The organism is Actinoallomurus vinaceus (assembly GCF_039542055.1).
In the GTDB taxonomy this organism is placed as follows: domain Bacteria; phylum Actinomycetota; class Actinomycetes; order Streptosporangiales; family Streptosporangiaceae; genus Actinoallomurus; species Actinoallomurus vinaceus.
Genome location: NZ_BAABHK010000020.1, coordinates 144,503 through 157,249, shown reverse-complemented (window position 1 = coordinate 157,249; position 12,747 = coordinate 144,503). Strand labels below are relative to the sequence as shown.

The 12,747-nt window shown below is 73.2% G+C and carries 11 protein-coding genes; 6 read left to right on the top strand and 5 right to left on the bottom strand.

Going from position 1 to position 12,747, the window contains the following annotated elements:
- Positions 1–7 precede the first annotated feature (7 nt).
- Positions 8–1,126 carry an ATP-binding protein gene (locus ABEA24_RS45850; protein WP_345440950.1) on the top strand — a complete coding sequence of 373 codons (1,119 nt, stop codon included), beginning with the start codon at positions 8–10 and terminating at the stop codon, positions 1,124–1,126.
- The gene (locus ABEA24_RS45845) at positions 1,123–4,053 is read left to right on the top strand and encodes a DUF5682 family protein (protein ID WP_345440947.1); all 2,931 of its coding nucleotides are present in this window, start codon (positions 1,123–1,125) and stop codon (positions 4,051–4,053) included. The genes ABEA24_RS45850 and ABEA24_RS45845 overlap by 4 nt, the downstream gene beginning before the upstream one ends.
- Positions 4,054–4,122: 69 nt before the next feature.
- Here ABEA24_RS45845 and ABEA24_RS45840 read toward each other — a convergent pair whose 3' ends face one another.
- From ABEA24_RS45840 to ABEA24_RS45820, 5 genes are all read right to left on the bottom strand, one after another.
- Positions 4,123–5,328 (bottom strand): hypothetical protein, encoded by a 1,206-nt coding sequence (locus ABEA24_RS45840; RefSeq protein ID WP_345440944.1) that lies wholly within the window; start codon positions 5,326–5,328, stop codon positions 4,123–4,125.
- Positions 5,325–5,858 carry a SigE family RNA polymerase sigma factor gene (locus ABEA24_RS45835; protein ID WP_345440941.1) on the bottom strand — a complete coding sequence of 178 codons (534 nt, stop codon included), beginning with the start codon at positions 5,856–5,858 and terminating at the stop codon, positions 5,325–5,327. Before ABEA24_RS45835 ends, ABEA24_RS45840 begins: the two co-directional genes overlap by 4 nt.
- A 126-nt stretch (positions 5,859–5,984) precedes the next feature.
- On the bottom strand, positions 5,985–6,704 hold the full coding sequence (locus ABEA24_RS45830) for a polysaccharide deacetylase family protein (protein WP_345440938.1): 720 nt from the start codon (positions 6,702–6,704) through the stop codon (positions 5,985–5,987).
- Positions 6,701–7,876, bottom strand: a complete 1,176-nt coding sequence (locus ABEA24_RS45825; protein ID WP_345440935.1) for an MGDG synthase family glycosyltransferase — start codon at positions 7,874–7,876, stop codon at positions 6,701–6,703. The genes ABEA24_RS45830 and ABEA24_RS45825 overlap by 4 nt, the downstream gene beginning before the upstream one ends.
- Before the next feature lie 102 nt (positions 7,877–7,978).
- On the bottom strand, positions 7,979–8,392 hold the full coding sequence (locus tag ABEA24_RS45820) for a hypothetical protein (RefSeq protein ID WP_345440932.1): 414 nt from the start codon (positions 8,390–8,392) through the stop codon (positions 7,979–7,981).
- A gap of 190 nt (positions 8,393–8,582) precedes the next feature.
- On the opposite strand from ABEA24_RS45820, the gene ABEA24_RS45815 reads away from it, so the two are divergent.
- The 4 genes from ABEA24_RS45815 (at position 8,583) to ABEA24_RS45800 (ending at position 12,695) form a co-directional block, all read left to right on the top strand.
- Positions 8,583–9,179, top strand: a complete 597-nt coding sequence (locus ABEA24_RS45815) for an HD domain-containing protein (protein ID WP_345440929.1) — start codon at positions 8,583–8,585, stop codon at positions 9,177–9,179.
- Between the two features lie 239 nt (positions 9,180–9,418).
- Positions 9,419–10,102: a response regulator transcription factor gene (locus ABEA24_RS45810; RefSeq protein ID WP_345440926.1), complete on the top strand. Its 684-nt coding sequence runs from the start codon at positions 9,419–9,421 to the stop codon at positions 10,100–10,102.
- 5 nt (positions 10,103–10,107) lie between these two features.
- Entirely contained in the window at positions 10,108–11,139 is a 1,032-nt protein-coding gene (locus ABEA24_RS45805) for a HAMP domain-containing sensor histidine kinase (protein WP_345441036.1), read from the top strand.
- A complete protein-coding gene (locus tag ABEA24_RS45800) occupies positions 11,136–12,695 on the top strand; it encodes a DUF4153 domain-containing protein (protein WP_345440923.1) in 1,560 nt (519 codons plus the stop codon). Before ABEA24_RS45805 ends, ABEA24_RS45800 begins: the two co-directional genes overlap by 4 nt.
- Positions 12,696–12,747 lie beyond the last annotated feature (52 nt).

The following is a 12,747-nucleotide window of genomic DNA, read 5'->3' as shown; positions in this document are numbered from 1 at the left end:
ACGAACGATGACCGATGAGATGCTGCGCGCCCCGGCCGAGGTCAAGTACGCCGAGGAGCTCGACTGGCTGGAGTCCGTCGACGACGGGCCCAAGCCGTTCTCCTGGCGGCTGAGCCCCCGCATGGTCCGCCTGTTCATCCTGGGCTCCGAGCGGTCGGACGGGCTCGACCGGGAGATCCCGCAGAAGTGGTTCGGCGACCGGAGCTTCGTCGAGCGGAGCATCGTCACGCTCGCCTCCGACCGTGGCCTGCTGCTGATCGGCGATCCCGGCACCGGCAAGAGCTGGCTCGCCGAGCTGCTGTCGGCGGCCATCTGCCGTAACTCGACGCTGGTCGTGCAGGGGACGGCCGGCACCACCGAGGACCACATCAAGTACTCGTGGAACGTCTCCATGGTGATCGCCAAGGGGCAGTCCCGCGAGTCGATGATCCCGTCGCCGATCATGACGGCGATGGAGCAGGGGGTGATCGGGCGGTTCGAGGAGCTGACCCGGTCGACGAGCGACGTCCAGGACGCGCTGATCTCCATCCTGTCCGAGAAGTACGTCTCGATCCCCGAGCTCGACGACGACAACATCGTCTTCGCCAATCCGGGATTCTCGATCATCGCCACGGCCAACAGCCGTGACCGGGGCGTGAACGACCTGTCGTCCGCGCTGAAGCGGCGGTTCAACTTCGTCCGCATCCCGGTGGTGACGAGCAAGCGCAGCGAGGCGGAGATCGTCCGCTTCCGTACGACGGAGCTGCTGCGCCGGCACCGCATCGACCTGGACGTGCCGCCGGCGCTGCTGGACATCCTGCTGCAGAGCTTCGCCGACCTGCGCGCCGCGGCGGCCTCGGCCACCAGCGACGACGAGAAGCTGGAGTCGGCGCTGTCCACGGCAGAGCAGATCGGCGTCCTGGAGGACGCCATCCTGCACAGCCAGTTCTTCGGCGACCGTTCGCTCCACGCGGAGACGCTCGCGAGCTCGCTGGTCGGCTCGCTCGCCCGCCGCAGCCCGGAGGACCTGGCGATCCTCAACAAGTTCTGGCACGGGGTGATCGAGCCGCGCAGCAAGCAGGACGACGGCGCGCCCTGGCAGGCCTTCCTCGACGGCGGCCGCCAGGCCCTGGACACGCTCTCATGACCGAGCCGACCCTGTCCGAAGCCGCACCCGAAGCCGGGGACCCTCTCGTCGGCGAAGCGACGCCGGCCGAAGCCGCACGCGGGGAAGCCGGCGACCCTCTCGGGAGGGAGCCGACCCTCGCGGGACCGTTCGGGGCGCTGCGGGAGCGGCTGCTCGACGCGGCCGTCGCGTTCGCCGGGGGCGGTGGCGCGAGCGCGGTGCCCGAGATGCTGGCCGGCATGGTCGACGACGTCGATCGGGCGCTGCGCGAGGAGCTGGAGATCTTCCCGGTCTGCCATCACTCGCCCGCCTCGGCCCTGGCGATGGCGCGCAGGCTGCGCGAGAAGCTGCCCACGGTCATCTACCTCGAGCTGTGCGAGGACCTGCGGCCGCTCCTCGACGAACTGCGCAACTGCCGACTGCCGGTCGCGCTGCAGTCGTTCGCGACGGAGCTCGACGACTTCCCGGTGGCCTGGGCGCCGCTCAGCGTCGTGGCGCCCATCACCGAGGCGTCGGCGGAGTACCAGGCCATCGCGTACGCGCTCGACACTCCCGGCGTCGAGCTCGTCCTGGTCGACCGGTCCACCGACCACGTCTTCCAGTGGGAGCCGCGCACGCCTGCCGAGCCCGCAGGCGACGAGGCACAGGACGACCGGGAGGGCGCGGCCCTGCACGGCGACGCGGTCGGCATCGAGATCGGCGATCTGCGGCCGCGCTTCGCCGAGCTCGAGGCGTACCTGCTGCACCACGGCAAGGTGCGGCACTGGTCCGAGTGGTGGGACCAGTACGTCGAGCAGCCGCTGACCGGCGCCGACTACGACACCTACCGGCAGGTCATGGTCATGATCGGCAGTCTCTTCCGGAGGCTCCGCCCCGACCACGACGCGCGCAACGACCGTGACGAGGACCGCGAGCGCTACATGTGGACGCGCATGCGCGAGCACCTCGCCACGTCCGGCGCCGACCCGGCACGTTGCCTGTACGTCTGCGGCGCCTTCCACGCGGCCAGCCGGGTCGAGCAGTTCGGGCTGCGCGCGGAGGCGCCGTACGAGATCAGCCCCCGCACGGCGACCCGCTGGCAGTACGGCCTGATCCCCTCGAGCCACTCCGCGATCGAGGCGCAGTTCGGGCTGGCCCCCGGGTCGGTGTCGGTCGCCGCGGCGACCTGGGCGAAGGCGCTCAAACGCGGCGGCGTCACGCCGTTCCGGCTCAAGGGCCAGAAGGGCGAGTCGAAGCCGCCGAAGGCCGCCCGCGCCCGCCCGGCGGCCGATCCGGGCGAGCCGGTGGCCGACCGGCTGTCCGGGTTCCTGGCCCGGCCGCCCGCCCTGGACGGTCTCGACGAGGACGAGCTCCTCGGCTGGTGCGTCGACATCGTCCGCCTCGCCCGCCGCAACGGCTACCTCGCGAGCACGGCCGACGCGATCGCGGTGTTCGAGACGTCGATCCTGCTGGCGGGTCTGCGCGGGCGGGGGCGGCCCACCCCGTACGACTTCCAGGACGCGGCGGTCACCTGCATCGAGAAGGACGTCGTGCCGGGACGCCGCGACGTGCGGCGCCTGTGCGAGATCCTGCTCGGCGGCGACCGTATCGGGCAGGTCGGCTACGAGTCGCTCCCGCCGCTGGCCCGCGACGTGTTCGACCGGCTGGAGCCGCTCGGGCTCGACCTCACCAAGCGCACGATCCAGCGGGCCCTGCTCGACCTCGACGCGAACCCGGACCTGCGGCCCTGTTCCGACCTCCTCTGGGTGCTGCGCCGCCTGCTGCCGGAGGGCACGGTCCGCCCCATCATGGGCACGCGCCGGCTCGGCGAACGCCCGATCCAGGAGAGCTGGGACCTGGCGATCGGCCGTGACCAGCGGTCGATCGTCGAGCTCGGGTACGAAGGCGTCACCGTCGAGCAGGTGCTGGAGCAGCGGCTGCGCCGAGCGGTCGCGGACCCGAAGGCGACGGCCGCGGTCGCGCTGACGGCCGTGGAAGACGCCCTCCTCCACCTGCGCGGCCGGCGGGTCGCCGACGACCTGGGGCATCGGGCGGTCGAGCTCCTCGCCGGCGAGCGCACGGTGGACGACGCCCCGGAGGTGCTGCGCCGCATCCGCGGGCTGCTGGCCCACTTCCGTGCCACGGAGCCCGCGCTGCCGGAGTGGTGCGAACGCTTCGTCACCGCCGGATACGCGCACTACTGCACGCTGCTGCCGGCCGCCTTCGTGGACGACGACACCGGCGTCCGCCAGGTGGCGGCGATGCTCGGGTTCCTGTTCGGGATGGAGAGCCTCGCGCTGTCGCTCGGCTGTGACCACTCTCAGCTCGAACTCGCCGTGAAGCAGTCGCATCCGGAGGCGCCCGCCAAGGTCGCGCTGCTGTGGGCGGCGCAGTCGCAGCTCGGGGTGCTGCCGCTCGCCGAGCTGCGCGCACGGTACGACGCGCTGCTGGCCAACCCGCTCGTCGTCCCGTCGATCCCGCTCTACCTGAGCGGGTTCGTCCAGGCGCTCGAGCCCGCCCCGTCGCTGGCGCCGGTCGTGGTCGAGATGATGTCCAAGGCGTTCGCCCGGCTGCCGGACCCGGTGCTTCTCCCCTGGCTCCCCAAGCTGATCACCACGCTGCGGGCTCAGGCGCCCGAACTGGTGCCGGTGCTCGTACGGGAGGCGGGCCGCGCGTTCCCCGCCACCTTGCCCGCCGTCGACGCCTGGGTGCCTCCGTGGTCCGCGGCACCGAGTCAGCGGGACCCGGCGGCGGCTTCGGTCCCGGCGTCAGCGCGGGCGGTCGCCGAGCTCGTGGCCCGCCATCCGGCGGCGTGCGACGCCGTGGCCGGACTCCTCGGCCGCGACGCCGGATGGCGGCGCGCCGGGGGCGTTCCCGGCGATCCCGGTCCGGTGGGCGCCCTCGTCGCCGCGCATTCCGGCACCGCCGACGCCGTGGCGCGGGTCCTCGCCCTGACGCCGGCCGGGTAGGCCGTACGCGATCGCCGGGCACGGCCGGCCCCCGCCGTGATCACGGCGGGGGCCGGCCGATCGGCCGCGTCAGCCCTGGGATCCGGGCGCACTCGCGTTGGTCCAGCCGGCGTACTCGAAGATCTCGTAGGAGAACAGTCCGCCCGGCGCCGACCACTTGGGACCGGCGGGCAGCTTCGTGTACCGCAGTTCCTGCGCGACCGGCAGACCGGTCGCCGGGTTGATGACGAGTCGCTGCTCGACGGTGCACGTCGAGTAGATCCAGGACGGATCCGCGTCCGTGTCGGCCTTCGTCCGGTCGCCGCACTTCTGGTGCGCCTCGGTCACCGCGATCGCGACGCCTTCGTGACCGGCGACGTCCCGTACCCGCCCCAGGCTGCGTACGCCGGAAACGCCGGCGAGCATCCGGTAGAGCGCCGACCGTACCTGACGTGTCACCGGCATGGCGAGCACCTCGGGGACCTGCTCGATGAGGTACGACGCGGCGTCACCGTCCTCCCTGTGCTTGTACAGCGGGGAGTCGAGGAACAGCTTCTCGAGCCGGGCCGGATCGGCGGGGAGCGCCTGCAGTTCCTTGAGGGACATGCTGTGACCGCCCACAGAGAAGGGCCGGCCGCCGGGACCCTTCTCGCCGAACGCCATGTGTCGTTCGCCGGGCGCGGTGGTGACCCGGTTCCCGCCCTCGGTGAATCCCTGTGGGCCCGCGAGCCCGGACGCGCCGGCGCTCGCCCACGCCGTCGGGGAGCCGTCACGGCGCCAGGCCGCCCGGTCCCTGGTCGAGGCGAGCTGCGCCCCCAGCGACTGCGTGAACACCATGACGTCGTCGGACGAGCGTGCCGTCCACGACTCGTTGCGGCTCTGGTCCATGATCAGGTATCGGTCGTCGGAGGGCCCCACCTGGACGAAGTTCCCGGTGATCGTGGACTTCTTCCAGTGACGGCCGGTGGTCAGCGGCGAGCGGGCGGCCGTCTTGGCGGCCGCGAGCAGTACCTGCCTGGCGGCACCCACGTCGCTGTTCGCCGTGCCTTCGGTTCCGTCCGGCATGCGGAACACGCTCGGCGGGGGCCCTGCCGGGGTGGCGCTCATCGCGAACACGGCGGCCGCGGCGGCGAGCGCGCCGGCCGTGGTCAAGCCGGACGCCCACCAGCGCAGCGCGGGCCTCCGGCCGCGACGACGCCCACCCGCCGAGCGGACGGCGCGCAGCACCGTGTCGGCGTCGGGTGTGTGGCGTTCGAGGGTGGTGAGTGCCGCGCGCAGGTCGTCTTCCGTCCTCATTTGATCGCTCCCTCGATCCGCATGCCCTCTCGATGAACCCGGGAATCCGGCGGTGACTCCGTCGTCAGCTCCACGCGGAGCCTGGCGAGCGCGCGAGACGCGTATCCGCGGACGGTGCCCGGCTTGCAGCCGACCACCTCGGCGATCTCGGCGTCGGAGAGGCCCTCGTAGTAGCGCAGGGCGAGCACCGCCCGCTGTCGGCCCGGCAACTTGCCGATCTCGGCGAGGAGCGCGTCGCGTTCCGCGAGGCCGGAGGCGTGGTCGGGGCTGGCGCGGTCGTCCATGTCGGTGCCGCGCCCCGCCGGGACGAGACGCCAGGAGCGGCGGCGCCATGACAGGAACTCGTTCACCACCATCTTGCGGACGTACAGTTCCGGCCGGTCCAAGCCGCCGATCTTGTTCCAACGTTCATGCGCGCGGATCAGCACCTCCTGAACGGCGTCCTCGGCGAGGGCACGGTCGCCGGTCAGCACCGCCGCGAACCTCAGCAGCGCCGGCAGCTTCGCGACCGCGAATTCCTCGAAGGTCATCGCACCTCCATCGTTGGAGTTTCCATGCGATACACGCTTCGGCGGCCCTGAGGTGTTGTGCGGTGGCGCGATTCTTCCCGTCGTGGCGTCTCTGCGGCCGAGGAGCTCAGGCCACGGCCGGTCCCCTCATCGACCGGTGGCGTGCTCGCGGAGTGGGCCGATCGACAGGCCGCGGTTCCGCACCTCGTCGAGGAGAGAGGGGAGCGCGCCGAGCGTCCTGCGCCATGAGTCAGGGGCCGAGGTGCAGTCCGAGTCGTGGAGGAGCACGGTCCCTCCGCCGTCGAGTTCGCGCGTGACGGTCGCGAGGACGGAGGCCGGGGTGGCCGTGCGCGTCCAGTCCCGGCCCCAGTTCGTCCAGAGCACCGGCGTGAGGTCCAGCCGGCGCGCCGCCCGCAACGCCGAGGAGCTCAGCACCCCGTACGGAGGCCGGTACCAGCGCGGCACCGTCCCCGTGACCGTGACGATGGACTCCATCGCCCTGGCCAGGTCGTCGTACGTCGCCGCGGGCCCGCGCAGCAGCATGCAGCGGTGCTCCCATCCGTGGACGGCGATCTCGTGCCCGGCCTCGACGAGCTCCCTCCCCAGGTCCGGTGCGGCCTCGAGCATCCGGCCGAGCAGGAAGAAGGTGGCCTTGACCTCGTACTCCCGCAGGACGGCCAGGAACGCCGGCGTCGAGCGCGGGTCCGGACCGTCGTCGAACGTGAGCGCCACATGACCGGGCTCGCCGACGCCGGACAGCCCAGGGAACAGCCGCCTGCGCAGCGGCCCGATCGAGGTGAGGGCCGGTGCGGCGTGCGCGGCGGCGAGGACACCCGCCGCGGTCGCGGCGAGACGTGTGGTGTTCATCGGGTCGCTTCCATCGTCTCGGTGAGCTCCTTCGACGCGGGCCGTTCGGTCACCGCGGCGTCCCTGCCGGTCACCGCGCCGCTCCGCCCGGCCGCCAGGGCGGCGACGATCGCGGCGGGATCGGTGGTCCCGGGTGATCCCATCATGCGTGGTCCGGTCAACGCCGCGAACAACGCCTCGGGCAGCTCGTCCGGCCGGCGCGCCCACGGGGCCCAGCCGGCCTCCTCCAGGGCGGCCGCGTTCGTCCTGCCGTGCCCCGGGAGGCAGCGGTAGCTGAGGACGGGCAGGCCGGAGGCCAGCGCCTCGAGGGAGGAGAGGCCGCCGGCGTTCTGGACCACGACGTCACAGGCGCGCATCAGCGCCGGCATGTCGTCGACCCAGCCCAGGGGCACGCCGACGCCCGAGCCGGCGAGCTCCTCGCGCAGCGCCGTGTTGCGCCCGCACACGACGACCGGCGTGACCAGCCCGGACGCGGCCACGTCCCGTACGGTGGCCGCGACGTCCCCGGCCCCCCACGACCCCGCGACGACCAGGGCCAGGCGGTCATCGTCCGGCAGACCGAAGTGCAGGCGCGCCACCTGCCGCTCGAGGACGGACGACGGCGGCCGGAACCCGGGTCGTACGGCGGGCGCGCACACCCGGACGTCGGCCGCGCCGAGCCGTCGCGCCTGCGCCGCCGTCGTCGCGTGCAGCGCCAGGTGGGCGTCGACCCCGTCGGCTATCCACAGGGGGTGCACGGACAGGTCGGTGAGGTACGTGACGACCGGTACCCGCAGCGCGCCGCGCCGCCGCAACCGGCCCAGCGCCTGGCTGGCGAGGGGGTAGGTCGAGACGACGACGTCGGAGTCCGCCGCCGTACGGGCGAGGCGGCGTGCGGCCAGGCCGCTGAGGGCGCGCACCGCCGCCGCGAGGTTCCGCCGCCGGTCCAGTGCGGTGAACAGCCGTTCCCAGCTCTCCGGGGCGGCCCGCAGTTGCAGCGCGTACGACTGCCGCAGCAGGCGTCCGAGCGAGGCCGGGAGCAGGTCGAGGAAGTCGTGCCGGTCGACGGTGAATCCGGCTTCGCGGAGCCGTCGCGCCAGCTCGCTCGCCGCGCCGTCGTGCCCGGCGCCGACGCTCGCCGACACGATCGTGACGTGCCGTTTCGTGCCGGAGTGGATCTGTGAGGTGTTCACGGCCTGGTGCCTTCTGTCTTGACGTGATGGGAGTCTGGCCGGGGGCGGCCGGAAAGGGGGGAAGGGATCGTTCGTCGGCGCGTTCCGTGTCGGCGGCGACCGTCACGACCGGCGGCCGCTCCGGATGCGCAGGCGCCCGCACGGGGTACCGCGATGCTCGACGGCGACGGTGGTGAACCGCCCGTACGCGACGGCCAGCCAGCAGAACCCGCCGACCGCGATCACCTCGGCGCGGTGCGTCCGGCCGGCCCATCGGCCGCCGGTGAAGACCACCACCGGGAGAGTCGCATCGGCCGGCAGCCGGCCCCAGGCGACGGCGCACGGGCGTCCGCGGGAGACGCCGCGCCGGGCGCCCCGCAGGATCTCCGGCGCCACCGAGGTACGCACGACGACGTCGACCAGCGTCTCCGCGTCGTACACCTCCAGCGCGGGCCGCTCCGTGGCGGCCCGGCCGAGCCGGACCGCCCACGGGGTGCCGGTCAGGCACCGCTCGACGGGTGCCGCGCTGGTGGCCATGGGCTGATCTCCTTCCGTGCCCGGCTCGATCGGGCATGGGATCAGCGTCGTCGTTCCGGGAGCGAAGATCAGTAATGCGGTCATCCGACTTCGGGTGGCACCAGGTTCACCATCGGCCCTCCCGCCTGCTCCAGGAAGCCCGTCTGCCTGCGGAAACGGGCGGTGAGGGCGGCGTCGTTAGACTCCCGGCATGCTCCTCCCGACGGACGAAGAGATCCGCGCGCTGCACGAGAGGTACGCGCCCACACCCGCGGCGTTCGACCTCGTTCACACGCACTGCGAGATCGTCTGCGGGATCGCGGAACGACTGCTGACCGACGGTGGCCTGGACGTCGACGCGGATCTCGTACGGGTCGGCGCCCTGCTGCACGACATCGGGGTCTATCGCCTGTACGACGGCGACGGGCGCATCGATGAGGCGGGCTACATCCGGCACGGGATACTCGGCTACGAGCTGCTGAAAGACGAAGGGTTCCCCGACGTCCTCTGCCGCTTCTGCTCCTGCCACACCGGGGTGGGCATCACCCGCGACGACGTCCGGAGCCAGGAACTCCCCTTGCCGGTCGCCGACTACGTGGCGGTGACTCTCGAGGAGGAGCTCGTCATGTACGCCGACAAGTTCCACAGCAAGACCGACCCGCCGACCTTCGTCACGGCCGGCTCCTACGCCGCCCGGGTCCGGCGGTTCGGCGCGGACAAGGTCGCGCGATTCAGGTCGATGTGCGAGACCTTCGGCGTTCCCGACCTCACGTCGTTCGTCGCCGAGTATGGGCACGCCCCGGTGTAGCCGGAGGCGGCTCGTTCCGGCGGCTAGTCCGGGCGGCTTGCTCCGGTGGCTCGGCCCGCGGCTCGTCCTGGTAGCTCGTTCCGGCGGTTCGTCCCGACCGCTCGCCCCCGCAGCTCGTCCGGGTGGTTCGTCCCGGTGGCTCGTCCCCGCGCGGCGCCGGCGAGCCGCGGCCGAGATCTTCACAGATTCCGCACAGATCGTCCGTGGGATCTCCGCGCACGGCTCCTAGGCTCGCCGCCATGCAACGGATCCTTGTCGTCGAGGATGAGCCCGCCATCGCGCAGGCGGTCGCCGACCGGCTGGCGGCCGAAGGCTTCGAGGTGCGAACGGTGGCCGACGGACCCGGCGCCGTGGCGGCGTTCGTGGAGTACCGGCCTGATCTGGTCGTCCTCGACCTCATGCTGCCCGGTTTCGACGGACTGGAGGTCTGCCGCCGGATTCAGGCGGAGCGGCCGGTCCCCGTGCTGATGCTGACCGCCCGCGACGACGAGACCGATCTGCTCGTCGGGCTGGGGGTGGGGGCCGACGACTACCTGACCAAGCCGTTCAGCATGCGCGAGCTGACGGCTCGCGTCCGTGCTCTGCTGCGGCGGGTCGAGCACGCCGCCGCGCTGGCCGCCGCTCCCGCCCGCGACGTGCTGCGGCTCGGCCCGCTGGAGATCGACCGGGCGGCCCGCAGGGTCGCCGTCGACGGGGCTCCCGTGCACCTGACGCCCACCGAGTACGACCTGCTCGACTGCCTCGCCCGTACGCCGGGCGCGGTGCTGACCAGGGCGGTCCTGCTGGAGCAGGTGTGGGACTGGGCCGACGGCGCGGGAACGCGCGTGGTGGACAGCCACATCAAGGCGCTGCGCCGCAAGCTCGGCGCGGACCTCATCCGTACCGTCCACAGCGTCGGGTACGCGCTGGAGGCCGGTTCGTGAGCGTCATGCACAGGCTGTGGACGGCGCTGCCGCGCCCCCTCGACCCGATGCGGTCCATCAAGATCAAGCTCGGGGTGCTGGCCGTCTGCAACGCCTGCGTCGGCGGGCTGATGATGGTGTGGGGGTACGGCCTGGGCTTCCGCGGCCGGGTCACGCTGCCGGCCGCGCTGCTGATCTCCGTCGTGATCACCCAGATCCTCGCGCACGGCATGACGGCGCCGTTGCGCGAGATGACGGCCGTCGCCCGGGCGATGGCACGCGGTGACTACCGCCGCCGGGTCCGCGTGACGTCGCGGGACGAGGTCGGGGAGCTCGGCAGGGCCTTCAACCGGATGGCCGACGACCTCGCCGAGGTCGACCGCCAGCGCCGCGACTTCGTCGCCAACGTGTCACACGAGCTGCGCACGCCCATCGCCGCGCTGCGAGCGATCCTGGAGAACGTCGCGGACGGGGTCACCCCGGCCGAGCCGGAGGTGCTCGAAGGCGCCCTGGCGCAGACCGAACGCCTGGGCCGCCTGGTCACGCAGTTGCTCGACCTGTCCCGCGTCGAGGCGGGCGCGGTCGCGCTGGACCTGACGAGCTTCGAGATCGGTCCCTTCCTGGAGGCCGTCGCCGGGGAGGCCCGGGTGGGTCATCCGGGCCCGGTGTTCACGGTGCGGGCCGAGCCGGGGCTGGTCGTCCGCGCCGACCGGGACCGGTTGCACCAGGTCGTCGCCAACCTCCTCGACAACGCGGCCCGGCACAGCCCGCCCGGTGGCGCCGTGACCGTCACCGCGACGATGCCGGCCCAGACACTCCGCCTCGAGGTGCGGGACGAGGGTCCGGGCATCCCCGTCGCCGACCGCGCGCAGGTCTTCGAACGCTTCTCCCGAGGCTCCGCCTCACAGGTCGGGACCTCCGGCGGCGGCACCGGCCTCGGTCTCGCCATCGCCCGCTGGGTGGTCGACCTGCACGACGGTGAGATCGCCGTCGCCGACTCCCCTCGCGGCTGCCTCATCCGCGTCGTCCTTCCGCAACCTCCCCAGGGATCGTCATGACCGAGCCTCCGTCGCACCCCCGCCCGAACTCCCCCGACCCCGGCCGGCGCGCGTGGGCGCCACCCTCGGCGGCGGCCGCACCGGCGACAGGCCGGCCCGTCCCGGCCGGGCCGGTGCGTCTCCCGCGGAGGGACCCACTGCTGATCAAGGAGTGGCGCCGGCCGGTGCGGCCGGCGTCGCCCGCGCTGCTGGTCCGCGCGGCGGTGGCCGGAGTGCTCGCCGCCGTGCTGTTCCCCGGGCGTCCGGGGCTGAACGTGCCGCTCGTCGTGGTGGCCGAGATCGTCGCCCTCGCTCCGGCCGCCCGCCGGAACCGCACGTCGATCGTGTTCGCGACGCTGACGCTGGCGCTGTCGGCGCTGCCCGCCCTCGTCGACGCGGGGTGGGTCGTCGCCCTGGCGATCGCGCTGGCCGTCCCGCTCGGGTCGTACGCCGTGTACGGGGGACGATCCTGGATCGACCTGGTCGGCGGGGGACTCGCGTTCGCGCCGGCCGCCCCGCGTTCGGTGCCGTGGGCGGGCCGCGGCCTGGTCGCGGTCGCGACGTCCAGACGCCGGCCGTCCGGGGCGGTGGTCGGCTCGGTGGTCCTCGCCGCCGTGCTCCTCGTGGTGTTCGGCGCGCTGTTCGTCACGGCGGACGCCGCGTTCGGCCGGGCCGTCGCCGGGCTGCTCCCCGACGTCGGCATCGGGTCGCTGATCGTCCGGATCCTGGTGTTCGGCGCGGGTGCCATCGTCGTCCTGACCGGAGCGTTCCTGACCGTGGCGCCGCCGCGTTTCGCGCGGCCTCCCGTCGCCTCGCACATCGGCCGTACGCCGTGGGCCATCCCGATCGTCGCGCTCGACCTGCTGTTCCTCGGCTTCGTCGCGATCCAGGCCGACGTCCTGCTGGCCTCGAACCGGGACCGGCTGCTGCGCTCGACCGGCCTGTCCTACGCGGAGTACGCGCGGCGGGGCTTCTGGCAGCTGCTGGTCGTGACCGGGCTCGTCCTCGTCGTCGTCGCCGTCGCGGTCCGGTACGCCCCGGTGCGGAGCCGGGCGGACCGCGTCACCGTCCGTTCGCTGCTCGGCCTGCTGTGCGGGCTGACGCTTGTGGTCGTCGCCGTCGCGCTGCGCCGGCTGTTCCTCTACGAGGAGGCGTACGGCTGGACGAGGCTCCGGCTGTGGGTGCACGCCTTCGAGCTGTGGATGGGCCTGGTCATCGTCCTGGTCGCCGTCGCCGGCATCCGCCTCAAGGCGGCCTGGCTGCCCCGCGCGGTGGCCGCCGCCGGTGCCGTCGGCCTGCTGGCCCTGGGACTGCTCAACCCGGACGGGTTCATCGCCGCCCACAACGTGGACCGCTTCCGGCACACCGGCAGCGCCGACCTGGCCTATCTGGCCGGTCTGTCCGCCGACGCGGTCCCCGCCCTCGACCGGCTCCCCGAGCCGCAGCGCTCCTGCGTCCTGCGCCACCTGGAGGGATCCCTCCGGCGCGGCGACTCGTGGAGCCGGTTCAATCTCTCCCGGGCCCAGGCCCGTGACGTCCTCCGCCGGCACCCGGTCCAGCCGTCGTCGACCTGCTGATCCCGCCGGGCGCCGCGACCGGGCCTACGGTTCCATCGGGCGCCGCGACCGG

What these genes read in the sequence shown, in the direction of transcription:
- ABEA24_RS45850 (WP_345440950.1), top strand. Translation starts at nt 8, where the DNA reads ATGACCGATGAGATGCTGCGCGCCCCGGCCGAGGTCAAGTACGCCGAG.
- ABEA24_RS45845 (WP_345440947.1), top strand. Translation starts at nt 1,123, where the DNA reads ATGACCGAGCCGACCCTGTCCGAAGCCGCACCCGAAGCCGGGGACCCT.
- ABEA24_RS45840 (WP_345440944.1), bottom strand. Translation starts at nt 5,328, where the DNA reads ATGAGGACGGAAGACGACCTGCGCGCGGCACTCACCACCCTCGAACGC.
- ABEA24_RS45835 (WP_345440941.1), bottom strand. Translation starts at nt 5,858, where the DNA reads ATGACCTTCGAGGAATTCGCGGTCGCGAAGCTGCCGGCGCTGCTGAGG.
- ABEA24_RS45830 (WP_345440938.1), bottom strand. Translation starts at nt 6,704, where the DNA reads ATGAACACCACACGTCTCGCCGCGACCGCGGCGGGTGTCCTCGCCGCC.
- ABEA24_RS45820 (WP_345440932.1), bottom strand. Translation starts at nt 8,392, where the DNA reads ATGGCCACCAGCGCGGCACCCGTCGAGCGGTGCCTGACCGGCACCCCG.
- ABEA24_RS45815 (WP_345440929.1), top strand. Translation starts at nt 8,583, where the DNA reads ATGCTCCTCCCGACGGACGAAGAGATCCGCGCGCTGCACGAGAGGTAC.
- ABEA24_RS45810 (WP_345440926.1), top strand. Translation starts at nt 9,419, where the DNA reads ATGCAACGGATCCTTGTCGTCGAGGATGAGCCCGCCATCGCGCAGGCG.
- ABEA24_RS45805 (WP_345441036.1), top strand. Translation starts at nt 10,108, where the DNA reads ATGCACAGGCTGTGGACGGCGCTGCCGCGCCCCCTCGACCCGATGCGG.
- ABEA24_RS45800 (WP_345440923.1), top strand. Translation starts at nt 11,136, where the DNA reads ATGACCGAGCCTCCGTCGCACCCCCGCCCGAACTCCCCCGACCCCGGC.